The sequence below is a fragment of the Streptococcus sp. 9.1(2021) genome, assembly GCF_030466425.1.
In the GTDB taxonomy this organism is placed as follows: Bacteria; Bacillota; Bacilli; order Lactobacillales; family Streptococcaceae; genus Streptococcus; species Streptococcus wuxiensis.
Genome location: NZ_JAGQFU010000001.1, coordinates 580,239 through 606,974 on the forward strand (window position 1 = coordinate 580,239; position 26,736 = coordinate 606,974).

Annotated in this window: 23 protein-coding genes and 1 tRNA gene; 5 read left to right on the forward strand and 19 right to left on the reverse strand. The window is 38.5% G+C overall.

Annotated elements, in window-relative coordinates:
- Positions 1-28 precede the first annotated feature (28 nt).
- Both mscL and KBU52_RS02880 read left to right on the forward strand, forming a co-directional pair.
- A complete protein-coding gene (gene mscL / locus KBU52_RS02875) occupies positions 29-409 on the forward strand; it encodes a large conductance mechanosensitive channel protein MscL (RefSeq protein WP_254724256.1) in 381 nt (126 codons plus the stop codon).
- 106 nt (positions 410-515) lie between these two features.
- Positions 516-587: transfer RNA gene (locus KBU52_RS02880), tRNA-Arg, on the forward strand.
- 43 nt (positions 588-630) lie between these two features.
- Here KBU52_RS02880 and KBU52_RS02885 read toward each other — a convergent pair.
- Positions 631-2,532 carry an ABC-F family ATP-binding cassette domain-containing protein gene (locus KBU52_RS02885; RefSeq protein WP_254724257.1) on the reverse strand — a complete coding sequence of 634 codons (1,902 nt, stop codon included), beginning with the start codon at positions 2,530-2,532 and terminating at the stop codon, positions 631-633.
- 79 nt (positions 2,533-2,611) lie between these two features.
- The gene (locus KBU52_RS02890; RefSeq protein WP_254724258.1) at positions 2,612-3,865 is read right to left on the reverse strand and encodes a DUF4352 domain-containing protein; all 1,254 of its coding nucleotides are present in this window, start codon (positions 3,863-3,865) and stop codon (positions 2,612-2,614) included.
- 236 nt (positions 3,866-4,101) lie between these two features.
- On the opposite strand from KBU52_RS02890, the gene KBU52_RS02895 reads away from it, so the two are divergent.
- Both KBU52_RS02895 and KBU52_RS02900 read left to right on the forward strand, forming a co-directional pair.
- The gene (locus KBU52_RS02895; RefSeq protein WP_254724259.1) at positions 4,102-5,820 is read left to right on the forward strand and encodes a phospho-sugar mutase; all 1,719 of its coding nucleotides are present in this window, start codon (positions 4,102-4,104) and stop codon (positions 5,818-5,820) included.
- 106 nt (positions 5,821-5,926) lie between these two features.
- Complete coding sequence (locus KBU52_RS02900; RefSeq protein WP_004252697.1) at positions 5,927-6,274, forward strand: thiol reductase thioredoxin; 348 nt, start codon at positions 5,927-5,929, stop codon at positions 6,272-6,274.
- 34 nt (positions 6,275-6,308) lie between these two features.
- Here the strand turns inward: KBU52_RS02900 and KBU52_RS02905 are convergent, their stop codons facing one another.
- The 4 genes from KBU52_RS02905 to mutY all read right to left on the reverse strand — a co-directional run bounded on the left by KBU52_RS02905 (position 6,309) and on the right by mutY (position 10,391).
- Positions 6,309-7,118 (reverse strand): MBL fold metallo-hydrolase, encoded by an 810-nt coding sequence (locus KBU52_RS02905; RefSeq protein ID WP_036752845.1) that lies wholly within the window; start codon positions 7,116-7,118, stop codon positions 6,309-6,311.
- Position 7,119: 1 nt separating this feature from the next.
- On the reverse strand, positions 7,120-8,469 hold the full coding sequence (vicK, locus tag KBU52_RS02910) for a cell wall metabolism sensor histidine kinase VicK (RefSeq protein ID WP_036752842.1): 1,350 nt from the start codon (positions 8,467-8,469) through the stop codon (positions 7,120-7,122).
- Positions 8,462-9,166, reverse strand: coding sequence for a response regulator YycF (gene yycF, locus KBU52_RS02915; protein WP_004252689.1), 705 nt, complete (start codon positions 9,164-9,166; stop codon positions 8,462-8,464). Before yycF ends, vicK begins: the two co-directional genes overlap by 8 nt.
- A gap of 70 nt (positions 9,167-9,236) precedes the next feature.
- Positions 9,237-10,391: an A/G-specific adenine glycosylase gene (mutY, locus tag KBU52_RS02920; protein WP_036752839.1), complete on the reverse strand. Its 1,155-nt coding sequence runs from the start codon at positions 10,389-10,391 to the stop codon at positions 9,237-9,239.
- Positions 10,392-10,562: 171 nt separating this feature from the next.
- Here mutY and KBU52_RS02925 point away from each other — a divergent pair, with 171 nt between their 5' ends.
- Positions 10,563-12,842, forward strand: coding sequence for a Xaa-Pro dipeptidyl-peptidase (locus KBU52_RS02925; protein WP_254724260.1), 2,280 nt, complete (start codon positions 10,563-10,565; stop codon positions 12,840-12,842).
- 48 nt (positions 12,843-12,890) lie between these two features.
- Here KBU52_RS02925 and KBU52_RS02930 read toward each other — a convergent pair whose 3' ends face one another.
- The 13 genes from KBU52_RS02930 to ppc form a co-directional block, all read right to left on the reverse strand.
- Positions 12,891-13,052: a hypothetical protein gene (locus KBU52_RS02930; protein WP_006148428.1), complete on the reverse strand. Its 162-nt coding sequence runs from the start codon at positions 13,050-13,052 to the stop codon at positions 12,891-12,893.
- Positions 13,053-13,061: 9 nt separating this feature from the next.
- Positions 13,062-14,372, reverse strand: a complete 1,311-nt coding sequence (gene obgE / locus KBU52_RS02935; protein ID WP_254724261.1) for a GTPase ObgE — start codon at positions 14,370-14,372, stop codon at positions 13,062-13,064.
- A gap of 76 nt (positions 14,373-14,448) precedes the next feature.
- Positions 14,449-14,583, reverse strand: coding sequence for a DUF4044 domain-containing protein (locus KBU52_RS02940; protein WP_000863850.1), 135 nt, complete (start codon positions 14,581-14,583; stop codon positions 14,449-14,451).
- A 29-nt stretch (positions 14,584-14,612) separates the two neighbouring features.
- Positions 14,613-14,804 carry a PspC domain-containing protein gene (locus tag KBU52_RS02945; RefSeq protein WP_006148426.1) on the reverse strand — a complete coding sequence of 64 codons (192 nt, stop codon included), beginning with the start codon at positions 14,802-14,804 and terminating at the stop codon, positions 14,613-14,615.
- A 26-nt stretch (positions 14,805-14,830) separates the two neighbouring features.
- Complete coding sequence (locus tag KBU52_RS02950; protein ID WP_254724262.1) at positions 14,831-16,147, reverse strand: glycosyltransferase family 4 protein; 1,317 nt, start codon at positions 16,145-16,147, stop codon at positions 14,831-14,833.
- A gap of 8 nt (positions 16,148-16,155) precedes the next feature.
- The gene (locus KBU52_RS02955; RefSeq protein ID WP_254724263.1) at positions 16,156-17,199 is read right to left on the reverse strand and encodes a glycosyltransferase family 4 protein; all 1,044 of its coding nucleotides are present in this window, start codon (positions 17,197-17,199) and stop codon (positions 16,156-16,158) included.
- A gap of 109 nt (positions 17,200-17,308) precedes the next feature.
- Positions 17,309-17,638 (reverse strand): metal-sulfur cluster assembly factor, encoded by a 330-nt coding sequence (locus KBU52_RS02960; protein WP_004252676.1) that lies wholly within the window; start codon positions 17,636-17,638, stop codon positions 17,309-17,311.
- A 17-nt stretch (positions 17,639-17,655) separates the two neighbouring features.
- Entirely contained in the window at positions 17,656-18,765 is a 1,110-nt protein-coding gene (rpoD, locus tag KBU52_RS02965; protein WP_004252673.1) for an RNA polymerase sigma factor RpoD, read from the reverse strand.
- Positions 18,766-18,767: 2 nt separating this feature from the next.
- Positions 18,768-20,528 carry a DNA primase gene (gene dnaG, locus KBU52_RS02970; RefSeq protein ID WP_254724264.1) on the reverse strand — a complete coding sequence of 587 codons (1,761 nt, stop codon included), beginning with the start codon at positions 20,526-20,528 and terminating at the stop codon, positions 18,768-18,770.
- Positions 20,529-20,775: 247 nt separating this feature from the next.
- Positions 20,776-21,534: an ABC transporter ATP-binding protein gene (locus tag KBU52_RS02975; protein ID WP_195184164.1), complete on the reverse strand. Its 759-nt coding sequence runs from the start codon at positions 21,532-21,534 to the stop codon at positions 20,776-20,778.
- Entirely contained in the window at positions 21,531-22,397 is an 867-nt protein-coding gene (locus tag KBU52_RS02980) for an ABC transporter permease (protein ID WP_036752806.1), read from the reverse strand. The genes KBU52_RS02975 and KBU52_RS02980 overlap by 4 nt, the downstream gene beginning before the upstream one ends.
- 60 nt (positions 22,398-22,457) lie before the next feature.
- Positions 22,458-23,456 (reverse strand): tryptophan ABC transporter substrate-binding protein, encoded by a 999-nt coding sequence (trpX, locus tag KBU52_RS02985; protein WP_254724265.1) that lies wholly within the window; start codon positions 23,454-23,456, stop codon positions 22,458-22,460.
- A 443-nt stretch (positions 23,457-23,899) separates the two neighbouring features.
- Entirely contained in the window at positions 23,900-26,725 is a 2,826-nt protein-coding gene (ppc, locus tag KBU52_RS02990; protein WP_254724266.1) for a phosphoenolpyruvate carboxylase, read from the reverse strand.
- Positions 26,726-26,736 lie beyond the last annotated feature (11 nt).

Consider the following 26,736-nt stretch of genomic DNA (forward strand, 5'->3'; position numbering starts at 1 on the left):
TTTGATAAAATTTTGAAAGGAAAATATTATGTTAAAGGAACTTAAAGATTTCTTGCTCCGTGGCAATGTCGTTGACCTTGCTGTCGGTGTGATCATCGCCACTGCTTTTGGTGCTATCATCAATTCATTTGTTAATGATATCATCACTCCACTTCTATTGAACCCAGCCTTGGAAGCTGCGAATGTACAAAACATTGCTGAGCTTGCTTGGAATGGTGTTACATATGGTAAATTCTTGAGCGCTGTTATCAACTTCGTTGTAATTGGTACTGTTCTCTTCTTCATGATTAAAGCTATTGAAAAAGCTCAAAACCTTCGTAAGAAAGAAGAAGTTGCTGAAGAAGCTCCAGCAGGTCCAACTGAATTGGAAGTTCTTCAAGAAATCAAAGCACTTCTTGAAAAAAAATAAAAATGTAAAAGGATTTAGATATTGTCTAAATCCTTTTTTCTTCCTCTTTTTATATTGGTTTTAGTCTTGAGTAAAACTCCTATTTTTGATATAATGATGAGAGTTTCCACCCTTAGTGTAATGGATATCACGTAAGATTCCGGTTCTTGAGATGGGGGTTCGATTCCCTCAGGGTGGATAGATACAAACGAAAAAGCAACGGTGCCGTTGCTTTTTTATTATTAAACTTTTTCCGATAATTCTTCCCACTCTAGCATCGCTTCTTCCTGGCGCTGACTAATCTTATCTAGTTCAGCTTGTAATTGCATGAGTTCATCTGCATCATTGGTGGTATGCATTTGTTCAGAGATAACTTGGGCTTGAGTTTCCAGCTCTTCGATTTCTGTCTCAAGACTTTCGATTTGTCTCATCAATTTACGAAGTTCTTTTTGACTTTCCTTTTGAGCTTGGTAGTCATTAACTGGAGAAGCCTCTTTTTCTTGGCTAACAGCTGCCGCTTCTTCCTCTTGACTAGTTGCTAGCTCTGTTTTTTTCTCCACATAATAGTCATAATCTCCAAGATAGAGGGTCGAACCATTTTCGGACAATTCCAGAACATGTGTAGCGACACGATTGATAAAGTAACGGTCATGGCTGACAAAAAGTAAAGTACCATCAAAGTCAATCAGTGCATTTTCCAGAACTTCCTTACTATCAATATCCAAATGGTTGGTCGGCTCGTCAAGAATCAGGAAGTTATTATTTTCCATTGATAGTTTAGCCAGTAACAAGCGAGCTTTCTCACCACCTGAAAGCATGCCAACTGATTTCTTAACATCATCACCTGAGAATAGAAAGGCACCTAAACGGTTTCGAATTTCCACTTCTGGCGTCAATTTAAAATCATTCCAGAGTTCATCTAGAACAGTATTACTTGGTGTAAGCTTGCTTTGTGTTTGATCATAGTAGCCAACTTCGACATTGGCACCGAAACGCTTCTCACCCTTTATAAAAGGAATCTGATCAACAATAGACTTGATAAAGGTTGTCTTTCCAATCCCATTCGGACCTACAACTGCCACAGCATTCATCTTACGAAGATCAAGATTGATAGGCTCTGATAAGATTTCTCCATCATATCCAATAGCAGCATTCTCAACTGTCAGCACAATATTACCAGATGTTTTATCAGAGTGAAAGGTCATATTTGCTGATTTATTCCCAGCTTCAGGCTTATCTAAACGCTCCATCTTTTCCAGTTGTTTACGTCTAGATTGAGCACGCTTGGTTGTCGATGCTCGAACGAGATTTCGGTTAACAAAGTCTTCTAAAGCAGCAATTTCCTTCTGTTGCTTTTCGTAGTTCTTAGCTTCAGTCAGTAACTTCTGCTCTTTCTGCTCCACAAAACTAGAGTAGTTCCCTACGTATCTATCTAAAGAATGTTTGGTTAAGTCGAGCGTTATGGTTGCTACCTTATCTAGGAAATAACGGTCGTGACTGACAATTATCAAGGCACCACTGTAATTAACCAGATAGTTTTCTAACCAGGCAATGGTTTCAATATCCAGGTGGTTGGTCGGCTCATCCAAAACCAAGAGATTTGGTTTTTCAAGTAACATTTTTGCCAGAGCTAAACGTGTATTTTGCCCACCAGAAAGCTCAGCGATTCGCATCTGCCACATAGACTCGTCAAACTTGAAACCATTTAAAATAGAGCGAATATCAGCTTCATAGGTAAATCCTCCAGCTTGACGGAATTCTTCAGATAGACGATCGTAGTCTGACATGAGCTTATCGAGTTCTGCACCTGTCTTTTCCCCCATCTCTAGCTCCATTTGTCGAAGTTGTCTTTCAGTAGTACGTAAGTCGTCAAAGACGTGAAGCATCTCGTCATAGATAGTATTTTCGGATTCAAATCGACTATCCTGTGCTAAGTAAGAAAGGGAAATGTCTTTTTTCTTATTAATCTCACCAGAAGTTGGCTCTTCTTCCCCGACTAATATCTTTAATAGTGTCGACTTACCTGCTCCATTTTTTCCAACGAGAGCAATACGATCTCTTTCATCTACTTGTAGATTAATATTTTCAAATAGAACATCGCCTGCAAAAGAACGTTCGATTTTATTAGCTTGTAAAATAATCATGTAACTATTTTACTATCTTTTTCTGTTTTTAACAATTCAAATAAAAAAAGTTCGAGATTTAAACTCGAACTTTTAGATATTAATAACCGATACCACCACGGAATGTACGTGCCATATCTTTTAAGTTATAGTTCTTAGAAGATGTGTCGATTGTCCATTTACCGTCTTTCTTAGTCATCTTGATTTCGTATCCTTCTTTTTGCATATTATCGCTAGTATCAAGAGGAGTTGAATCAAATTGACTTGGTGCATTTTCTAAAATGTACTTCTCACCAGCTTTCATAGCTTCTGAGTAGCTGCTGTATTTACCTTTGTTTTCGTCGTAGAATTTACGGCTCAATTCATAAACATTTAAGTTATCCAAGTCGATTGTTTCTGGTCTTACATAAACAACTGCATAGTCTGGTAAATAAGTTTTTACTTTGTAATCAACTTTTGCTCGTTTTGCATTTGCTTTGATATATGCTTCTGCAAATGTACGAAGTTCAGAATCAGAAGGTTTGTAGTTGTAGAATCCTTTACCGAATGATTCGATGAATTTCTTGATAAATTCTTCTCTATCAGCCTTCACGTCATTTGTAATCACATCAGAATCGTTTGAAGATTTTTTGTCATCTGATTTTTTGTCTTCAGACTTATTATCATCTTTCTTTTCTTCAGATTTCTTGTCGTCTGATTTCTTGTCGTCTGATTTCTTGTTGTCTGATTTTTTATCTTCAAGTGCGACGATTTGAGTTTTGTCATTAGTAAAGCTTACGTTTGATGCACCACCAGTGTTTTCACCATCTAGGTAAACAGCATCAACATATTTTTTCATAGCTTCTTTAGCTTCATCAATAGTGTCTTCGTATTGAGTTGGGTCAACCTTGATAGCTACGTCATTTTTACCTTTTTTGTTTTCTTTTACATCATCGTAAAAGCTTGGGGCAAAGTGAAGTTCATATTTTGCATCTTTATCAACTTCATAAACTACATAACCAGCAACACTCTTGCCTTTAGAGAGGCTATCTCCGTACGACATGAATTTAGTTTTACTGTCTGACTCATAAATTTGAATTGGTTCAACTTTTTCGTCTTTTTCGTTATAAAGCGCGATATCTTGGCTAGTAAAGCTAAACTGTTTATCACGATTGTTTTTAATCTCAACTTGAAGTGCAAGGTAGTGTGAATTTGAATCTTCATCTTTTGGAAGAACATACATACCGTCTTTAACAGAAACTTCAAAGTTTGAATTAGATGCAGTACCATTGTCACTTGCTTTTTTACTATTTCCACAAGCTACTAATGCTAAAGCAGTTAAAACTAAAGCTGAATGCTTAAGAACTTTTTTCATAATAGAAAACTCCTTTTATTATTGACTATATTGTACCATATAGTCAATAATTTTCAAACTAAAAAAAGGAAATCGCTTTAAAAATATTGTAAATTTTTAAATATAATAAATTTCTACTCATTCTATGATTAAAATGAAACTTAAATTCAAAGAACTGAGCCACGCTAACGTTTTACTAAAACTTTAAATCGTGGTATAATGAAGGCGATTAGATTATATATTAAAGGAGATAACTTATGACTTACCAAGAAAACTACCAAAAATGGGTTGATTTCGCAGATCTTCCAGACTATCTTCGTCGTGATTTGGAAAGCATGGATGAAAAAACAAAGGAAGATGCCTTTTACACAAACCTTGAATTCGGTACTGCTGGTATGCGTGGTTTGATTGGTGCTGGTACAAACCGCATTAATATCTACGTTGTTCGCCAAGCAACTGAAGGTTTGGCTCGTTTGATCGAATCAAAAGCTGGAAACGAAAAAGAACGTGGTGTTGCCATCGCTTATGATAGCCGCCACTTCTCTCCTGAGTTTGCCTTTGAATCTGCTGCAGTTCTTGCAAAACACGGTATTAAATCGTATGTTTTTGAAAGTCTCCGTCCAACTCCAGAACTTTCATTTGCTGTTCGTCACCTCAATTGTTTCGCAGGTATCATGATTACTGCCAGTCACAACCCTGCTCCGTTTAACGGATACAAGGTATATGGTGAAGACGGTGGACAAATGCCTCCACACGATGCAGACGCTTTGACTACCTACATCCGTGCTATCGACAATCCTTTCGCTGTAGAAGTCGCTGATGTAGAAGCTGAAAAAGCTTCTGGCTTGATTGAAGTTATCGGCGAAGCAGTCGATGCAGAATACCTCAAAGAAGTTAAAGATGTAAACATCAACCCTGCCTTGATTGAAGAATTCGGTAAAGATATGAAGATTGTCTACACCCCACTTCATGGTACTGGTGAAATGTTAGCTCGTCGTGCTCTTGCTCAAGCAGGATTTGATTCTGTTCAAGTCGTTGAAGCTCAAGCAACTCCAGACCCAGACTTCTCAACTGTTAAATCTCCAAACCCAGAAAGCCAAGCAGCCTTTGCCCTTGCTGAAGAACTTGGTCGCCAAGTAGGCGCTGATGTTCTTGTTGCAACCGACCCTGACGCTGACCGTGTCGGTGTTGAAGTCCTTCAAAAAGACGGAAGCTACCTTAACCTTTCAGGGAACCAAATCGGTGCCATCATGGCTAAGTACATCTTGGAAGCTCACAAAAATGCTGGAACTCTTCCTGAAAATGCCGCTCTCTGCAAATCTATCGTATCAACTGACTTGGTAACGAAGATTGCTGAAAGCTACGGCGCAACTATGTTCAACGTTTTGACAGGTTTCAAATTTATCGCTGAAAAAATCCAAGAATTCGAAGAAAAACACAATCACACATACATGATGGGATTTGAAGAAAGCTTCGGTTACTTGATTAAGCCATTCGTACGTGATAAAGATGCCATCCAAGCCGTTCTTGTCGTTGCTGAACTTGCTGCCTACTACCGTTCACGCGGTTTGACACTTGCTGACGGTATCGAAGAAATCTACAAAGAATACGGCTACTACGCAGAAAAAACAATCTCTGTAACTCTCTCAGGTGTTGATGGTGCTGAACAAATCAAAGCGATCATGGCGAAATTCCGCAACAATGCTCCAAAAGAATGGAACGCAACAGAAATCACAGTCGTAGAAGACTTTAAAGCACAAACATCCACTGCCACTGATGGTACTGTAACAGCCTTGACTACTCCTCCAAGTGATGTCTTGAAATACACACTTGCTGATGGTTCATGGATTGCAGTTCGTCCTTCCGGTACTGAACCAAAAATCAAGTTCTACATTGCCGTTGTTGGAGAAAGCAACGAAGATTCACAATCTAAGATTGCTAATATCGAAGCTGAAATCAATGCCTTTGTAAAATAAACAATTAAAAGATGAGATCAACCAATCTCATCTTTTTTCGTATCAAATCTAAGCATTTTTAAAAACTTTATGGCATACTAGATTTAAAAGAAAGCGAGGAAAACTCATGGAACAATTTTTAGAAAACATTAAAGATCTTGAAGTGACAACTGTTGCGCGTGCGCAAGAAGCTCTTGATAAAAAAGAAACTGCTACATTCTTTATCGGTCGCAAAACTTGCCCTTACTGCCGTAAATTTGCTGGCACATTGGCTGGTGTGGTAGCTGAAACCAAAGCACACATCTATTTCATCAATAGTGAAGAACCAAGTCAACTTGAAGCACTGCAAGATTTCCGTTCACGCTATGAAATCCCTACTGTACCAGGTTTTGTTCATGTTGAAAATGGAGAGATTAAGGTACGTTGTGATTCTTCTATGTCAGCTCAAGAAATCAAAGAATTTGCTGGATTATAAAAATATATAAAAAAGAAGGCGTCTGCCTTCTTTTTTATATGTCTGTTAGTGGTGTTGCAGTGTCTGGAGACGTATCGTGAACTTGAAAATCCACCCCTACTCCTAGATCTGCTTGAGCTAGCTGATTGACCATGGTCATGTGGGCTAGCTCCTTGATATTATTTTCCTTGGATAGATGGCCTAGGTAAATTTTCTTCGTACGATTTCCTAGTGTGCGAATCATAGCGTCTGCTCCATCTTCATTTGAGAGGTGACCAAGGTCAGACAGGATTCGTTGTTTGAGTCGCCATGCGTAAGATCCTGCTCGCAGGATTTCAACATCATGATTAGACTCAATCAAGTAGCCATCGGCATTCTCGACAATGCCAGCCATACGGTCACTAACATAGCCTGTATCCGTCAGCATAACAAAGCTCTTGTCATCCTTCATAAAACGGTAGAATTGGGGAGCAACTGCATCATGGCTAACTCCAAAACTCTCAATGTCGATATCTCCAAATGTTTTGGTTTTCCCCATTTCAAAGATATGCTTTTGTGAAGAGTCAACTTTACCTAGATACTTACTATTTTCCATAGCTTGCCAGGTCTTTTCATTGGCGTAAAGATCCATGCCGTACTTACGAGCTAAAACTCCAACACCATGTATATGGTCAGCATGCTCATGCGTAATCAAAATAGCATCCAAATCTTCTGGTTTACGATTGATTTCACCCAATAAGCTTGTAATTTTTTTACCAGATAATCCTGCGTCTACTAAAATCTTTTTCTTAGGGGTTTCTAGATAGAAGGAATTACCACTAGAACCCGATGCTAAAATACTATATTTAAAGCCTGTTTCACTCATTCTAGTCTTCTACTTCATCCTCCCATACTTCTTCTTTTACAGCATCATTATCATAAGGAAGAACAATGGTAAAGGTAGAACCCTTCCCGTATTCACTCTTGGCCCAGATAAATCCATTGTGTTGTTTAATGATTTCTTTTGCTATAGCAAGACCTAAACCAGTCCCACCTTGGGCACGACTTCTAGCCTTATCAACCCTATAGAAACGGTCAAAAATCTTCGGTAAATCTTCTTTAGGAATCCCAAGTCCTTGGTCCGAAATAGATAAAATCATCTGGTCATCAGTGGTTTTCATGCTAACCGTAATTTTCCCACCATCAGGCGAATACTTGATGGCATTGTTAAGAATATTATCGATTACCTGAGTCATCTTGTCTGTATCAATTTCAATCCAGACCGATGTAATCGGATAATCTCGAACCAACTCGTATTTCTTTTCTTGATCCTGAGATCGCATCTTATCGAAACGGTTTAGGATAAACGTAATGAAAGCTGTAAAGTTAATCAATTCAACATCTAAATGGCTAGTTGCATTATCAATACGCGAAAGATGCAAGAGGTCCGTTACCATTCGCATCATACGGTTGGTCTCATTTAGAGATACTTTGATAAAATCGGGAGCAACAGGTTCATATAATGCACCCTCATCCAAGGCCTCTAGGTAAGATTTTACACTGGTCAATGGAGTTCGCAATTCATGACTAACGTTGGAAACGAAAAGCCTTCTCTCGCGTTCTTCCTTCTCTTGTTCAGTCGTATCATGTAGAACTGCTACCAAGCCAGAGATAAAGCCAGACTCTCTACGAATCAAGGCAAAACGCACACGCAAACTAATATACTCCCCATTTACATTTTGGGAATAAATCATCATTTCAGGACTTTGCGTAATTAAGTCTCTAAGCTCGTACTCATCTTCAATCTTGAGCAACTCTAAAATGTTCTGATTGAGCGCGTCATCACTTTCAACCCCAAGTTGTCTTTTAGCCATATCGTTAATCATAGTGATTTGACCACGACGATTGGTTGCAAGAACCCCATCAGTCATGTATGATAGAATACTATGCAGTCTTTTACTTTCCTGCTCAAGGTTTTCTTGAGTTAGACGAATAACTTCAGACAAATCATTTAAGTTATTCGTAATGTTAGTGATTTCAGTATTCCCCTGCATATTTAATACCTGAGAATAATCACCAGCAATTAAATCTTTAATCTTTTGATTTAACTGTTTGAGTCGAATATTATCTCTACGGCCTTCAAGCAAGAGAAAGCTAACAAGCATGATAAAACCAATTAATATGAGTACAAAGACGAAATCTCTGGTTAAAATTGTTTGTTTAATTATATCAATCATTATTTCTCATATAATAACCCACACCACGACGAGTTAAGATATATTCAGGTCTACTTGGTGTGTCTTCAATCTTCTCACGTAGACGTCTAATGGTAACATCTACAGTACGAACATCACCAAAATAATCATAACCCCAAACAGTCTCAAGAAGATGTTCACGGGTAATAACTTGACCAAGATGAGAAGCTAAGTGATGCAACAACTCAAACTCTCTGTGAGTTAAATCCAATTCTTCTCCATATTTTTTGGCTACATAAGCATCTGGAAGAATCTCTAAATCCCTAATTTGAAGACTTTGCAATTTAGTATCTTCCTCTTGGTTATCTACTGCTACTAACTCCGTACGACGAAGAAGAGCCTTCACACGCGCTTGTAGCTCACGGTTTGAAAATGGCTTGGTCACATAATCATCCGCACCAAGTTCAAGACCAATAACCTTGTCAAACTCACTATCTTTTGCTGAAAGCATGATAATTGGAACACTACTTGTCTTGCGAATTGTTTTAGCCACTTCAAGACCATCAATTTCTGGAAGCATCAAATCCAAAATAATAATATCTGGTTTCTCAGCTTCAAATAATTCGATGGCTTCGCGTCCATTAAAGGCTGTAACAACCTCATAACCTTCCTTGGTCATATTAAACTTAATAATATCTGAGATTGGTTTTTCATCATCTACAATCAATATTTTTTTCATATAGTCACCTTTTTCCTTATATCAATTATACCAAAAAAATGCAAAGAAGACACGAAAGACTGGTATTATCCTATCTTTTTAAATATGCTTGCCAAATTTTTTGTTGAGGTTTTGCTAGTGGATAGAGGTCAAACTCTTCAGGAGTTAACCAAACTACCTCTTTATCACAATATTCTTTGCTATCAACTACTTTCCCGGATAGGATTCGTACATGCCACTTTCGATGGCTAAAGATATGTTTCACTTCTTCGAAATGACTATCCTGCCACTCAACTTCTAAATCATAATCCTGCTCAAAACTTTCTTGCGGTGATGGCCCAAGTTGAATAGATGGTTCAGCTACCTGATTAAAGAGATTTAGTTCTTCATTTTTTGAAAATTCATCTACCTCAATCAAGGGAAAATGCCAAAATCCAGCAAGTAACTTTTCACTTTCATTCTTTTCTAGTAAAAACTGCCCCTTACCATTTTGAACAACTAAAGCATTAAGATAGACGGGAACTGGCTTTTTCTTTGGCGCTTTAATTGGATAGCGATCCATTGTTCCATTTTGATAGGCAGCACTAAAATCTTTAACTGGACTATCTTCTGGCCTCGGATTAACGGGTGCCTCAATATCTGAACCCAAATCCATCAAGGCTTGATTGAAATCACCTGGACGTTCTGGATCAATCAAATTTTCCATTATAGCTTGAAATATCTTGCGATTACTTGGATTACCAATGTCGTGATTGACTTCAAATAAACGAGCCAAAACACGCATGACATTCCCATCAACTGCAGGCTGTGCTAGATTAAAGGCAATACTTGAAATAGCTCCGGCTGTATAGGGACCTATCCCTTTCAAGCTTGAAATACCTTCGTAAGTTGAAGGAAATTCTCCATTAAATTCATTCATAATCTGCTGAGCTGCAGTTTGCATATTGCGAACACGAGAATAATAACCAAGACCTTCCCATGCCTTTAATAAGCATTCTTCAGATGTATTTGCTAAAGTCTCTACAGTTGGAAAGCTTTCTAAAAAACGTTCATAATAGGGAATAACTGTATCAACTCTGGTCTGCTGCAACATGATTTCAGATACCCAGATATGGTATGGATTTTTACTTCTTCTCCAAGGTAGGTCCCGCTTATTTTCATCATACCAGGCTAAAAGTTTTTGACGGAAAGAGAGAATTTTCTCCTCTTCCCACATGGTCACGCCGTATTTCTCCAAATCTAACATATATCTAGTATAGCATATCCTTATAGGATACTCAAAAAATGAAAATTGTCCTTGTTTTGGTATCGGCTCTCTTATCATACCTGACTATAAGTCATATCTCTACTCTTTCTGTTATTTTCTATGATTTTTTGATATAATGACTCTTGAATGATTCTTTAAAAGGAGATATCCATGCGTTTTAATCAATTTAGTTATTATCCCGTTACAAACCAACAAGCTTTACAGGAATTATCTGAGCTTGGATTCAAGCTTGATCTTTCAGCTTCACATAAAGAACAGTTTGAAGCTTTTGTTAGAACTTGTTTTTTCAATTTTAAAAATACGGATTATCCCCTCACTACTTTAGCAGTTGATAAAGAAACAGATTTACTCACTTTCTTCAATTTAGACCGTGAATTGACAGCAGAAATTTTCTACACTGTTGCCTTTCAATTGCTTGGATTCAGTTACTTAGTAGACTTTGAAGATGCTCTTGCTTTTCACAAAGAAACAGCGTTTCCGATCGTTTACGGAGATCTAATCGACAATCTCTACCAGCTTTTAAACACACGCACTAAAAAAGGGAACACCCTTATCGATCAGTTAGTTAGTGATGGTCTTATTCCTGAGGACAATAACTATCACTACTTCAATGGCAAGAGTTTGGCAACCTTCAATACTAACAATGTCATTCGTGAAGTAGTTTATGTAGAGACTCGTGTTGATTCTGATAAAGATGGTCTACCTGACCTCATCAAGGTAAATATCATTCGTCCAGCATACAATGGAAAGATTCCAGCTGTCATGACAGCAAGTCCATACCATCAAGGAACCAATGACAAAGCAAGCGATAAGGCTCTCTATAAGATGGAAGCCGAACTAGAAGTCAAGGAACCACATGAAATTACGTTAGAAAATCCAACCCTGGACTTAGTTGAACCCGTTGGGGAGGCTGAACTTGTTTCTGAAGCTGAAGAAAAACTCACTCATATCAATAGCAGCTACACACTTAACGACTACTTCCTTCCAAGAGGATTTGCCAATATCTACGTATCAGGTCTTGGTACTAAAGATTCACAAGGTTTAATGACCAATGGAGATTACCGTCAAGTTGAAGCTTTTAAGAATGTTATCGATTGGCTAAATGGTCGTTGTCGTGCCTTTACGGATCATAGTCGTAAACGTCAAGTAAAAGCTGATTGGTCAAATGGTAAAGTGGCAACTACTGGTCTTTCTTACCTAGGAACAATGTCTAACGGTCTTGCTAGCACAGGAGTTGATGGTTTAGAGGTTATTATTGCAGAAGCAGGTATCTCATCATGGTACAACTATTACCGTGAAAATGGTCTTGTGACAAGCCCAGGTGGCTATCCAGGTGAGGACTTCGATTCATTAGATGAATTAACCTATTCCCGTAATCTCTTAGCTGGTGACTTTATTCGTGGAAACGAGGCTCATAAAGCTTCCATAGAAGAACTCAAGAAAAATCTAGACCGTAAAACTGGAGATTATAACCAATTTTGGCATGACAGAAACTACCTTCTTAATGCTAAAAAGGTTAAGGCTGAAGTTGTCTTTACTCACGGTTCACAAGACTGGAATGTAAAACCTCTTCACGTCTATCAAATGTTCAATGCTCTTCCAAGTCATGTTAAAAAACATCTCTTTTACCATAACGGCGCCCACGTTTATATGAACAACTGGCAGTCAATTGATTTCCGTGAATCCATGAATGCCCTTTTGACACAGAAATTATTGGACCAAGAAACTGACTACCAACTTCCAAGAGTCGTTTGGCAAGACAATACTGCTCCTCAAACTTGGCTGTCACTTGAAGATTTTGGAAATCAAACTGACCATAAAACTTTCTCTTTAGGTACTGAGGAAGCTGTCATTGAAAATCATTACCAAGATTCTGACTTCGAACGATTTGGAAAGACTTACCAAACCTTTAATAATGAACTCTATCAAGGAAAAGTCAATCAGGTAACTATTGACCTGCCAGTGACTGAAGATCTTCATATCAATGGTCGTGTTAAACTAAACCTTCGTCTCAAGTCAAGTACCAATAAAGGTCTTCTCTCTGCTCAACTTCTCGAACTTGGTCAAAAGAAATACCTTCAACCTTATCCTGGAGTCTTGGCTGCTCGTACTATTGATAATGGTCGTTACCATATGCTGGAAAACCTTTGCGAACTACCATTTAGCCCAAATGCCCAACGTGTTATCACCAAAGGCTACCTCAACCTCCAAAATCGTCATGATTTATTAAAAATTGAAGAAGTTAAACCAGATGAATGGATGGAATTCCAATTTGAACTCCAACCAACAATTTACAAACTAAGAAAAGGTGATACTCTCCGTCTCGTTCTTTATACTACTGACTTTGAGATTACAATACGTGACAATACAGACTATCAATTAACTGTAGACCTTGCGCAATCTAGTCTTGAAATCCCAGATCAAAAATAGTTAGAAACCAGAAAACCCGTGATACAAATATCACGGGTTCTTTTATTCTTATTTTTTTTCTTCGGCTTGTTTCTTCATTCTCGCAAGTCTCAATGAACGATTGGGATTGAGGCGATTAAAAAGTTCTTCTAATTTCTTTTCATTCCAGACGTCTGCAGCAGAAACAAAATTTCCATCAGCATCTCGGAAAGATATTGGTTTATCACCCATAGCTATCTCCTAGTCTACAAATTCAAACTCAAATTTTCCAATACGGACAAGGTCGCCGTCCTTAGCTCCACGAGCACGAAGAGCTTCATCAACTCCCATACCACGCAACTGACGCGCAAATTTCATGACAGACTCATCACGGTCAAAGTTAGTCATGTTAAAGAGTTTCATGAGTTTTTCACCTGAGAGAACCCATGTTGCATCATCGTCACGACCAATCTCAAATGGTTTTTCTTCCTCATCGAAGCCATAATAAACCTCTTCTTCCATATCTGACTCATCATAAAGAAGGAATTCTGGCGTTTTATCAAGAAGTTCAGCCGTTGCATCTAATAGCGGTGCAAGTCCTTGCTTAGTCAAACCTGAAATTGGGAAGATTGGTGGCAATTCTTCAAATTCATCATAATTAGCAGCCAATTTTTTCTTGAACTCTTCAAGGTTTTCTTGACTCTCAGGCATATCCATTTTATTGGCAACAATAATCTGTGGACGCTCCATAAGACGAAGGTTATAAGATTCAAGTTCCTTATTGATCGCTAAATAATCCTCATAGGGATCACGTCCTTCACTAGCTGACATGTCAATGATATGAAGAATAACGCGAGTACGCTCGATATGGCGAAGGAACTGGGTACCCAAGCCAACACCTTGGCTGGCACCTTCAATCAATCCAGGAAGGTCTGCAACGGCAAAGGATTCACCGGACTGGGTACGAACCATACCAAGATTTGGAACAATTGTTGTAAAGTGGTAGGCACCAATTTTTGGCTTAGCAGAGGTAATCACGCTAAGGAGTGTTGATTTACCAACAGATGGGAAACCAACTAAACCTACATCCGCAAGGATTTTAAGTTCTAACTGTAATTCACGTTCTTGACCAGGTTCTCCGTTTTCTGAGATTTCTGGCGCAGGATTTTTAGGTGTTGCAAAACGAATATTTCCGCGACCACCACGACCACCGTAAGCCACGATGAACTCTTGTCCGTTCTCTATCAAATCAGTAAGAACTTTCCCAGTCTCCGCATCACGCACGGTTGTCCCTTGAGGTACACGGACAATCAAGTCTTCTGCCCCTCTACCATGCATTCCTTTTGTCATCCCTTTTTCACCTGATTGGGCCTTGAAATGACGATTGTAACGGAAGTCCATAAGGGTACGTAAACCTTCGTCTACAACGAAAACAACGTTACCACCACGTCCTCCATCACCGCCCCATGGTCCACCATTAGGGACGTATTTTTCACGACGAAAGGCAACCATGCCATCGCCACCATTACCAGCCTTTACTTTAATCTTGGCTGTGTCTAAAAACATACTCATATTCTTTTCTCACTTTAAAAAGGGCTGGGAAAATCCCAGTCACCAACTATTTGAAATAAATCCTACAACTAGCAATTTAGAATCTACTAAATACACCAATTGCAGTCGCAAAAATACCGGCTAAAGTAACAAACAACATGATTAATACGACAAACATTGTAAGTTTTTCAAAGAATGTTTTTTTACGTTTACCATTATCACCGAATGCCATGTTTTCTCCTTTACTCTAATACTCTAATATTAATACTCATCAGATACAGGAGCGATTGCCCACAAGATCAAGTAAGCAATAAGTCCTGCACCATAACAGAAAGCCAAAACTCCCCAAATAACACGTACGATTGTAGGGTCAATATCAAAATAATGTGCTAAACCAGCGCATACACCACCGATTTTTTGATCTCTACCACTTCTCATAAATTTCTTTTGCATATTTTTATTTCCTTTCTTTGATTTGATTAATCATTTAAATATTTTCTTAAATTTCTTAATTGTTTTCTAGATGCTTTAAGCATACGCTTCGAACCTTTAACTGGCATAGTAACAGCCTGTTGCGGAATATAGAAGACTGTCTTTAAAATACGTTTTGTAACAGGTTCGTCAGCCCCTGTTTCTTTGGCAAAATTATTTGAAATAATGAGGTCTAGATAAAATTCATGGACTCTTCTACCAAAATTCTCAGCAGAAATTTCATATAATTTTTCAGCCAAGTGTTTTTCATCCATTGACGGTGTAGCAAGTAAAGCCTCAAGAATCGCTCCTGCCAAGTCTCTTTCCTCATAATAAAGAGTTCCGAACATTTTATCATTGATGAGATTATCCAAATAAGGATTACCCTGGGCAATAACAGGTGTCTTACTAGCTAAACTTTCCAGATAAGTCAATCCCTGAGTCTCACTTGTAGAAGCCGATATGAAGAAATCAGCTGCCTTATAATAGAGTGCCGTCTCATTTGGCGGAATCATACCTGTAAAGATAACAGAATCTTGAATTTTTAAATCTTCTGCTTGCTCCTTAAGATTGTCTAAATAAGGTCCATCTCCAGCTACAACCAGTTTAACATTTGGTTCTTCTTTTAGGACATCTGGTAAAGCTTTAAGAACTGCTTGAATATTCTTCTCGTAAGAAACTCGAGAAAGACTTAGAAGCATCTTTTCGTCTTGTTGGATCCCTAGTTTATCCCTTAAGTCACTAATGTGTTCAGGACCAATCTCAGGGCGTTCAAATTTGGCAAGTTCAATTCCAGTAGGAATAACACGCTTTTCAACTTTTACCTTATAGTCAGATAAAAGATCGCGTACAATTTCACTCGGACAAATGACTCCATCAACGTCATGCAAAAAACCTCGAACAAGATATTTGACCATACTTGGACGAATCAACATCCCCTTAGCAATATAATGGACATAATCCTCATACTGGGTATGATATGTATGAATGACTGGGATTTTCAGTTCTCGAGCAATCCAAATTCCCAATAAACCAAGAGAAAACTCCGTTTGGGTATGAATAATATCGAGTTTATATTGTTTAGCAATTTCAAGAGCTTTCGTAAATCCGCGATAAGCAAAACGACGGTCTTTAAAGGCGAAGAAAGGAACACTAGGAATACGAATAATCTGCCAGTCTTCATAACGATTGACATCCTTATCGGTTGTCGTGAAGATAAAGACTGCATGCCCTTGCTTTTCAAGCTCTGTTTTTAAGGTTCGAATACTGGTTGCAACACCCGAAACCTGTGGGAAATAAGTATCTGTAAATAATCCAATTCGCATATACTACCTCATTTTTTTCCTAAAGCCGCTTGCTCCCGATAGAATTTTAGCCATATTTCAAGGAGATGCTCCTCTGAGTATTCTCTTGAAATAGCCTTGGCCTTTTCTTTTAACTCTTTCAAAGCTTCTGGATGCTCTCTATATTCCAAAATAGCTTGTTTCATCTCTTCCACATCGGTGGTTGGTCTGTAATTTCCTTCTAGAATCACCTTATAAAGATCTAAGTCCCGAAGCATAATGGGAGCTTCACAACTCGCAGCTTCTAGAATAGTCATCGGAAAGAGCTCATTATAGCTAGGAAGTAAGAACAGATCTGCCAAAGCATAGAGTTCTCTCATCCGTTCTGGCTCAACAATTCCAGGGAAAATCAGATTCTCCGGAGGATTATCCATGATTTTTTTATAGCGTTCATAACCATCTGTAATCCCACCAAATGAGAAGCCTCCCGCCCAAATAAAGGTGATATCCGGTAGTTCCTCAGCAAGAGTGATGAAATCATCGATTCCCTTACGCTTTTGAACCTGCCCAGCTCCTACTACTACAAATTGATTTTCGTTCAATCCCATGTCATTTCGAAGTTGACTTAGTTTTTCTGCAGAAAGTGGGTGCCATTTTTCTTTGTTAACAAAGTTAGGAATATAGGTCACCTTTTCACGATGAATACCAGCTGCAACCAAATCTTCGATAAAAGTAGGATTAACCACAACCAAGTGTTCCATACGGTCATAAAAGGAAAATACGTAGCGCTTCACGATTCCTTTTAGGAAGAACGGAATTTTCAAACTGCCCTCTAAGGTATCAGGTAAGAAGTGAACATAACCAATTCGACGTCCAGAGCGTTTCTTTTGGAAAGTGGATAAATAGTATGGAAGATCTATTGTATGAAAATGAGTAACATCAGCTTCCACAGGAAGATTCTCCGTTACAATTAGTTGGTCTTTCGCATCACGTTTCAAAAGTTGCACAAGTTCACGGTAAGCTCCAGAAACACCTTGTCCTGCTACCTTTTCACTCGAACTTAGCATGTTGATGCGTAATTTCTCTTTTTCCATACTATCCATTATATCATTTTATTGAAAGAAAATCAGCAAATTAAAAAAGAGATAGCATAAAAGCTAGGGAATTTCCTAACACTTATACTATTTCTTTTTTTATATCATTCTATTTAATACCTAAAGCGATACGTGCATAGCGACTCATTTTTTCAACCGTCCAAGCTGGATACCAAACTAATTTCACTTCAACGTTAGTAACCTCTGGTACATCTGTCATAGCATCATAAATTTGATCGGTCAAGAGATCTGCTAATGGACAACCCATAGTCGTTAAGGTCATATCAATCTCAGTATCACCGGTATCACCATCAAATCGAATCTCATAAATCAGACCTAGGTTGACGATATCGATTCCTAATTCTGGGTCGATAACTTCTTCTAGAGCAGATAAGATTTTCGTTTTGATAGTTTCAATTTGCTCTTCTGTGTAAGCCATATTTAGTCTCCTCTATCTTAATCCTCGATAAAGTCACGAAGCGGTTTGCTTCGACTTGGTTGGCGAAGTTTTCTCAAAGCTTTTGCTTCAATCTGACGAATACGCTCACGAGTGACGTTAAAGACTTTACCCACATCTTCTAACGTACGCATTTTACCATCATCGAGTCCAAAACGAAGACGCAAGACATTTTCTTCTCTATCAGTCAAGGTATCTAGAACTTCATCCAACTGCTCACGCAAGACGATACGAGTTGTGTAGTCAACTGGATTTTCAATCACTTCATCTTCGATAAAGTCACCAAGATGGCTATCATCTTCCTCACCAATAGGTGTTTCAAGAGAAACGGGTTCTTGAGCAATCTTAAGGATTTCACGAACTTTATCAGGTGTCATATCCATACGTTCAGCAATTTGCTCAGGAGTAGGATCTTGTCCCAACTCTTGAAGAAGATTACGTTGTTCACGAACAAGCTTGTTGATAGTTTCCACCATGTGAACTGGGATACGGATGGTACGAGCTTGGTCAGCAATGGCACGGGTAATAGCCTGACGGATCCACCAAGTTGCATAAGTTGAGAATTTGAACCCTTTAGAGTAGTCAAATTTATCAACGGCCTTCATCAATCCCATATTTCCTTCTTGGATCAAGTCAAGGAACTGCATACCGCGTCCAACATATCGTTTCGCGATAGACACTACCAAACGAAGGTTAGCCTCTGCTAGACGTTGTTTCGCTTCTACATCTCCCGCTTCAACAGCAAGAGCTAATTCTTTTTCTTCTTCGTTTGTAAGAAGAGGTACAACCCCAATTTCTTTCAAATACATGCGGACAGGATCGTTAACCTTGGCAGATGTTGAACCAATTAAGTCCTCATCACTTAGTTCCGGTTCTTCCTCTGTACTTAGAACACGCTCACTTGGATTTCCTTCGTTATCCGTGATTGCAATACCTGCATCTTGAATACGTTGCAAAAGATTTTCAATCCCTTCAACATCAAGAGCAAAAGGAATTACAAGGACATTGTTGATTTCGTCATCTGTCGCAGTACCAGTTTTCTTATGGTTACGAATAAACTCAGCGACTTGGACATCAAAAGTTGTTACTTCTTTTTGTTTTTTTGCCATTCTTACTCCATTCTTCTTTTTTGGGCAATTAAGCGTTTAAGCTCTTCTAAAGCAGTATCAGTATCACCTACATGACTAGCTTCCTGAACCTTCTTTTTAATTTGCAAGTTTTGTTGATTCAAAAGAGCACGATTACGAGACTCTTCCACTTCTTTTAGTTCTTCTGGAGACATTTCAGAAGGTAAATCCAAGGCTAACACTTGGTACCAAGCATTTTCAACTTCTCTAGTCTGATTTGCTAAGTCTTCAGAAGATATCGAACCATTATCAATCAAGAGTCCATACAAGGTCTGAAACTCTGGAGTTTCAAATACAAAATCATCTCTCAAACGATAATCATTCAACACAAGGGGGTGCTCCATCATACGATAAAGAATATGTGCTTCAGCTCTCATGACTGCAGTCAATTGTTTAGTAACCGACATAGTAATTGGTGTCGGATTAACAACCTGCTTCACTTTTTCTTGTCTTTGTCTGACACGACTTTCGTTGATGATGTGCTCAACTTGTTGATAATCAAAAGATGGTAAATGATCCGTCAACAAATGAATATAGGTGTTCTGGGCTGTGATAGAAGGTTCTTTGACGATAAGAGGTGCAATTTTCTCAATGAACTCAATCTGTGCTTGGAGATTATCACTATTACTAGGTTTGTAATGATGGATATAAAACTCAATCGGACTGATTCGAGTATTGGATAAAAGATAAGCCAAATCCTCTGGAGAATTCTTTTGTAAATACTCGTCAGGATCCATTGCATCAGGAATCTGGACAACTTGTACAGGTAGATCTTTAAGCTCGTCCAAAGCTTTAGCAGTTGCAGCTTGTCCTGCCTTATCACCGTCATAAGTGATAATCACTTTTTTTGTAAAGCGTTTGAGATGTTCGACGTGCTCAGCTGTCAAGGCCGTTCCCATGGAAGCTACTGCATTTTCAATACCAGCACGGTAGGCTGCAATAACATCCATAAAGCCTTCCATCAGATACATTTCAGGAGCTTTTCCAGACCCTTTTTTTACCCTATCCAAATGATATAATTCGTAACTCTTGTTAAAAATCGCCGTTGCTCGACTATTTTTATACTTGGCAGTTTGAGAATCTGTCTCTTGCCAAATCCGTCCAGAGAAAGCAATTACCTTTCCTTGGTCGTTTGAGAGTGGAAATATAATCCGGTTATGGAAAGTATCAAAAAATTGGTTACTCTCAGATAGATAAAATAGACCTGAATCCAGCAAGTCCTTCTCACTATAATCGTCTGCTAAACGCTGATAAAGATAAGAGCGTTCTGCTGGAGCTAGACCAATCATAAAGTGTTTAATGACATCATCAGTCAAGCCACGTTTATAGAGATAGTTTCTCGCCTCCTCACCCATTTTAGTCGTCATGAGGATTGCATGATAAAAGCGTGCAGCCTTGTCATGCATATCGTAGAGATTTTGATAGGGTGACGTGTGTGGGACAGGGTTATGTACAGGAGCTTCAAGGTGCATTCCGAGACGTTCGCCCAACATCCTTACCGCATCCGCAAAAGTTACTTGTTGATACTCTTCTATAAACTTAAAGACGTCTCCAGAACGACCACAACCAAAACAGTGGTAAAATTGCTTATCTTCGACCACGTTAAAGGAAGGGGTCTTTTCACCATGAAAAGGACAGAGCCCTAAAAAGTTCCGTCCAGATTTTTGTAAAGAAATCACTTCTCCTATGATTTCGACAATATTGGTATTGTTTTTGATTTCTTCGATGACTCTCTTGTCAACCATAGACAATACCTCCATTTTATCACAGTTTACTTTATATAGTATAGCTTATTTCTGAAAAAAAGTAAACCATTTCATACTCTTTACATGCTTCTATTTCATAGAAAATAGGCATTTTCGAGAGTAAAATTTTAGGAAATTACACATTTACTTAAAATTGAAAAAATATATAAATAAAAAAATCTCTATTTGCTCAACAAAAAACTTAGAGGTAAAATTTTATCCCTAAGTTTTTTGTAAATGAGTAATTTTATTCAAACAACTGATAGTAATCTGAAATCTTCATCTTGGCTTTTTCATCCTTGTTTAAATCTTGGATGATTCGTCCTTCCTTCATAACAATGAGGCGATTTCCATACTTGAGAGCATCTTCCATATGGTGGGTAATCATCAATGCTGTTAGATGGTCCTTGCTGACAAAGTCATCTGTCAATTCCATCAAGGCCACACTCGTTTTAGGGTCAAGGGCTGCCGTATGTTCATCCAACAAAAGGAGTTCAGGACGTTTCAAGGTTGCCATCAAGAGGCTCAAGGCCTGTCTTTGTCCACCTGACAAGAATTCAATCGGTGTATCCAAGTGTTTTTCTAGGCCATTTCCAACCTTCTCAATGGTTGCTTGAAATTCTTCCTTGTAAGCTGAGAGTCTTCTCGGAAAAAGTCCACGTTTTTCACCACGGAACTTTGCAATCAAGAGATTTTCTGCAACCGTCATTCGAGGGGCAGTTCCCATCTTAGGATCCTGAAAGACACGAGAAAGGTACTTAGCGCGTTTTTCAGGACTAAAATGAGTCACATCCTCACCCATAATACGGATAGTCCCACTAGTCAAGGGCAAAGTTCCTGCAATGCTATTAAAGAGTGTTGATTTTCCTGCACCATTTCCACCTAAGATTGTGATGAAGTCGTGTTCATAAATATCAAGCGAAACATCGTTTAGGATAATTTTTTCCTCGTCAAATCCATTTTTCACAATTTTTGTGGCATTTCTTAATTCTACAATCGCTGTCATTTGCTTAACTTGACTCCTTTCAAGTATTTATCCTTAAGGGTTGGAATGACTAGACAAGTTGCTAGGATAAGAGCACTGTATAGACGGAGGTAGCTAGTATTAAAGCCAAGAGCAATGACTCCCCATACCAAGAATTGGTAGCTAATAGACCCAACAACAATAGTAACCAAGCGTTCTGCTAGAGTCAAACTCTTAAAGAGTACTTCTCCGATAATTAAGCTTGCAAGACCAACTACGATAACCCCGATACCACGAGAAACATCTGCATATCCTTCTTGTTGAGCGATAAGAGCGCCAGCAAGTGCGATCACACCATTTGACAAGACCAAGCCCATCAACTCCATACGTCCAGTATTGATACCAAAACTACGAGCCATATCTGGATTATCTCCTGTTGCGATATAAGCTTGTCCCAATTTAGTATCTAGGAAGAAAAGCATAAGAAGGATAACCAAAGTCACAAAAATCAAACCTGTAAATAATTGATTAACCTCAGATGAGAAAGGAAGAACGTCCTGGATTTGTTTAGTTCCTAAGAGCCCAAGGTTTGCCCGTCCCATAATCATGAGCATGATAGAATGACAAGAAGTCATCACCAAAATACCAGACAAGAGTGTTGGAATCTTTCCTTTCGTGTAAAGAAGACCAGTCGCTAAACCTGCAAGACAGCCTGCTCCAACAGCTACTAAGGTAGCAAGAAAAGGATTGACACCTTGTGTAATTAGAGTTACTGCTACCGCTCCTCCAAGCGGGAAGGAACCCTCGGTTGTCATATCTGGAAAGTTGAGGATTCGAAAGGTCATAAAGATTCCCAAACCTAGAATAGCCCAGACAAATCCTTGTGAAATAATCGATACTATCATGTTACATTCATTTCCTTCTTTTAAAAATTGGAGGAGATGTCTCCAACTCCTCCTTCATTCTTATTCGATTACTTGACCAGCTTCTTTAAGAACTGATTCAGGTATAGTGATTCCAAGTTCTTGAGCCACTTTTTTATTGATAACTGATTTACCAGTTGAGAAGACATTAACTGGAGTATCAGCTGGTTTTTCACCCTTCAAGACTTTGGCAATCATCTTACCGGTAGCAACACCAAGATCGTGTTGGTCCACAACGACTGATGCCAAACCACCTGCTTCTACCATGGCAGTCGCACTTGGGTAGATTGGTTTTTTAGCTGTTTGGTTGCTTGATACTACAGTTGAGAACGCAGATGCGATTGTGTTGTCAATTGGAACCCAGATTGCATCTACTTTACCAGTCATAACGTTTACTGTAGAAGCAATTTCGTTAGTTGAAGGAACTGCAAAAGTCTCTACTTTCAAACCAGCTTTTTCAGCGTAAGCTTTGAATTCTTCGACTTGTGATTTTGAGTTATCTTCGCTACTTGAGTAAAGAGCTCCAACTGTCTTGACATCAGGAGTCAATGTTTTAATCAATTCAACCTGTTGTTCAGCAGGGTTATGGTCAGATACCCCTGTGATGTTTCCACCTGGTTTTTCCAAGTTTTGTACCAGGTTAGCTCCAACTGGGTCTGTAATAGCTGCCATGATAACAGGAAGGTCTTTTGTTGCACTTGCTAGACCCTGAGCTGCAGGTGTCGCAATTCCGACAACAACATCATTTCCATTTGACACCAATTGTTTACTCATTGTGGCAACCTTACTTTGGTCACCTTCTGAATTCATAAAGTCGATTTTAACTTGGTCGCCTTTATAGCCTTCTTCAGCAAGTCCATCTTGGATACCTTGGTAAATCAAGTCGAGTGATGGGTGACTGACGAACTGTAGAACACCAACCTTAGCTGTTTTGTTAGTTGTCTCGGTTTTAGTATCTTGTTTCATTAAGTTAGAGTAGACCAAGCTTCCTCCAACTACAAGTGCTAGTACTGCAATAATACCAATTAAACGTTTATTCATATCTATTTCTCCTTATTTCACTTAAACTTAGTAATGTTCATGTCACTTTCAATATAACTTTACCAAGCGTCGCCATCGTTTGATTTCCATCATTTTTTCCTCCCCATAGAAAAAGTCCTCACACAAAAAACTTGTGTGAGGACGTCGATGCGCGGTGCCACCTCAATTATAGGAATTATTCCTATCGCTCTTACTCGCTTCACGAGTTGCACTATAAGGTGTGCTCACCGAATTCTTATGATTTCAAATTCTTAATAACATCCAGCCCAATTTCTTCATCTTCATCTATCTGTTTCCACCAACCACAGACTCGCTAAAAAAATTCAATGATTACTTTCTGAATGCTTAAATTATATCATTTTACTAAAACTTGTCAAGGATTTTCATGAATTATTTTAAAAAATTATGAAAATTCCTACGGTTTTTGGAAAATATTTCTAGTATTAACCTGAATTACGTAATCCTGTAGCAATTCCGTTAATAGTTGTATGAATCAATCTTTCTTCATCTGAAGAAAGCTCGCCACGACGTTGACGCTTAATCAATTCCAACTGAATATAGTTAAGAACATTGAAATAAGGCATGCGGTAGTTCAAACTGTCTTTCAAGTAAGTATTTTCTGCCAAAAGTTCATCATAGCCTTCGATAGCTAATATAATGTTCTTGGTCAATTGCCATTCATCCAAAATAGTATAGTAGATTGCTTGTACTTCTTCGCTTTCACAAAGTTTAGCATATTCAAAAGCAATATTCATATTTGATTTTGATAAAACCATGTCAACGTTTGATAGGAGTGACTGGAAGAATGGCCAATTTTGATACATGTCACGAAGGTATTCAATATTTTTTGGATCTTGATCAATAAATTCCTTGAAGCTTGAACCAACACCATACCAACCTGGGAACATGACACGACTTTGTGACCATGAGAATACCCAAGGAATGGCACGTAGACCACCAATTTCAGTGATTGTTTTACGTGCTGCTGGACGAGAACCAATATTAAAGCTTGAGATATTCTTGATTGGACTAGATTCAAAGAAATAATCGTAGAAATGATCATTTCCAAATACTAGTTCACGGTAAATATCATAGCTACGACTGACTACTTGGTCCATGATGGCCTCATAGCGATTTGACGTATTGGTGTCACTCTTCTTCTGTGTAATCATACGGTTAATAGCTGCAGATACTAACATTTCTAAGTTATAGTAAGCTGCATCCTTGTTTCCGTATTTATTTCCGATAACTTCACCTTGTTCAGTTAATCGTATACGGTCCTTGATTGATTTGAGTGGCTGAGAAGCAATGGCATCATACGTAGGGCCACCACCACGGCCAACAGTACCACCACGACCGTGAAAGAAGGTTACTTTGACTCCAAATTCATCACCGATAGCGGTTAATTGTTGTTGAGCTTTGTATAGCGTCCAACAAGATGATAGATAACCACCATCCTTATTACTATCAGAGTAACCTAGCATGATTTCTTGATAATTATCTTTTGAAGCAATCCACTTCTTAGCAAGTGGTAATGAGAAATACTTTCTCATTGTTTCTTCGGAATGATCCAAGTCCTCAATTGTTTCAAAGAGAGGCACGATTTGAACCCGTGCTTTTTCAGCATCAACAAGACCGACTTCTTTCAGCATAATCGCCAATTCTAACATATCAGACACGCTGGTTGCATGAGAAATAATCGTTTGACGAATGACGTCTTCTCCCAAACGATCTTTTAATTCACGTGCAGTTTGGAAAATGGCTAATTCTTTTTCAAGAAGTTCAGACTTTTCAGCATGAGTAGCTGACAAGATTCGAGGATCTTCTAATAGTTCATGTAAAAGCAACTCGCACTTCTCATCTTCTGAAAGATCGCTATAATGGTCATTAATTCCGGCAGATGCTAACAATTCAGCAACACAGGCTTCATGAACACTTGAGTCTTGGCGCATATCGATAGATGCCAAGAAGAATCCAAAGACTTCAACAGCCTCCAAAAGCTCGGCAAACTCTCCAGTAAGCAAGGCCTCTGCCTTATTTTCAAGCAATGAATCTTTAATGATAGCTAAGTCTTGTTTAAATTCTTCAATTGTTTCGTAGTAAGGAGGACGATCTTCAGCCAATTCTTGAATGGCTCCTGAGAGACGGTTACTAATATAGTCAGTAACTACTCCTTGTTGATGTCCTTGAGTTCCAAAGAGTCGTTCAATGTGATGGCGTTCATCTGCTGATGAGCCGACAAGAGCCCACTCTTTCAAATTTAAAAGAGTTTGAATTAATTTTGATTGAATAAAGTGAAAAGCCCGACGATAAGGTTCTTTCTCGCGGAAAACAGAAGTATCTTGAGATTGAGCTGCCATTTCTTCAACCGCCTTACTTGTCTTAGATAAATTAGTAGAAAGAGAGAAGGTACGGTAGAGACTAGAAATCTTACTGATGTAGTAGTTTAAGATCACTTCACTTTGAATGGTAGCAGAACGCATGAGTGTCTCAGCAGTTACAAATGGATTGCCATCACGGTCTCCACCAATCCACATTCCCATGGTGATAGGTTTTGCTTGTTTTAGGTCAATTCCCTGCTCTTTTGCAAGACGCTTATACTCTAACATTAGATTTGGTACAGCTTGTAGGAAAGAACTATTGTAATATTCCATCACGTTTGTGATTTCATTCGTTACTTTTAGTTTCTTCTCACGAATCATATCCGTCTGCATGATAATCTCAATGTAGCGACGAAGATCATTATGCCATTTTTCTTTGTTAATAAGCCCCATTCTCACGTCACGGTATTTACGCAAGAGAGTATGGATATGATTAGTCAAGTCCAGCATACTCTTACGTTGAACCTGAGTTGGATGGGCTGTTAATACTGGCACCACGTTCAGATGTTCTAGAATTTCAGCCGCATTTTCTTTTTCAGCAACCATTTCAATGGTTGTTGACAATTTACCAAGATAATCTTGATCAATATTGTTTAGATGGTTAATCTCATATGCTAAGTCTACGTCTTCGGAGATGTTAATCAAAAGTGGTAAAATAGAGAAATATCTGGAGATGTAGACCATTTCATCATTTGAAAGGCTTCTCACTACATTATCTAGTCCTTGATAGTCTAGATTTGATGATAGCTTCTTCAACTGCATAATCTTGTCAAAGGTCTCAGCGGGAAGCATATTTTTAGTAATATCTTCAAGCAATTCTGTCAAAATTTGAACTTCTTCTTGCACGACAGTTTTGTTTCTGTTATTTTCTAGTTTTTGAAGAGACATATTTTTCTCCT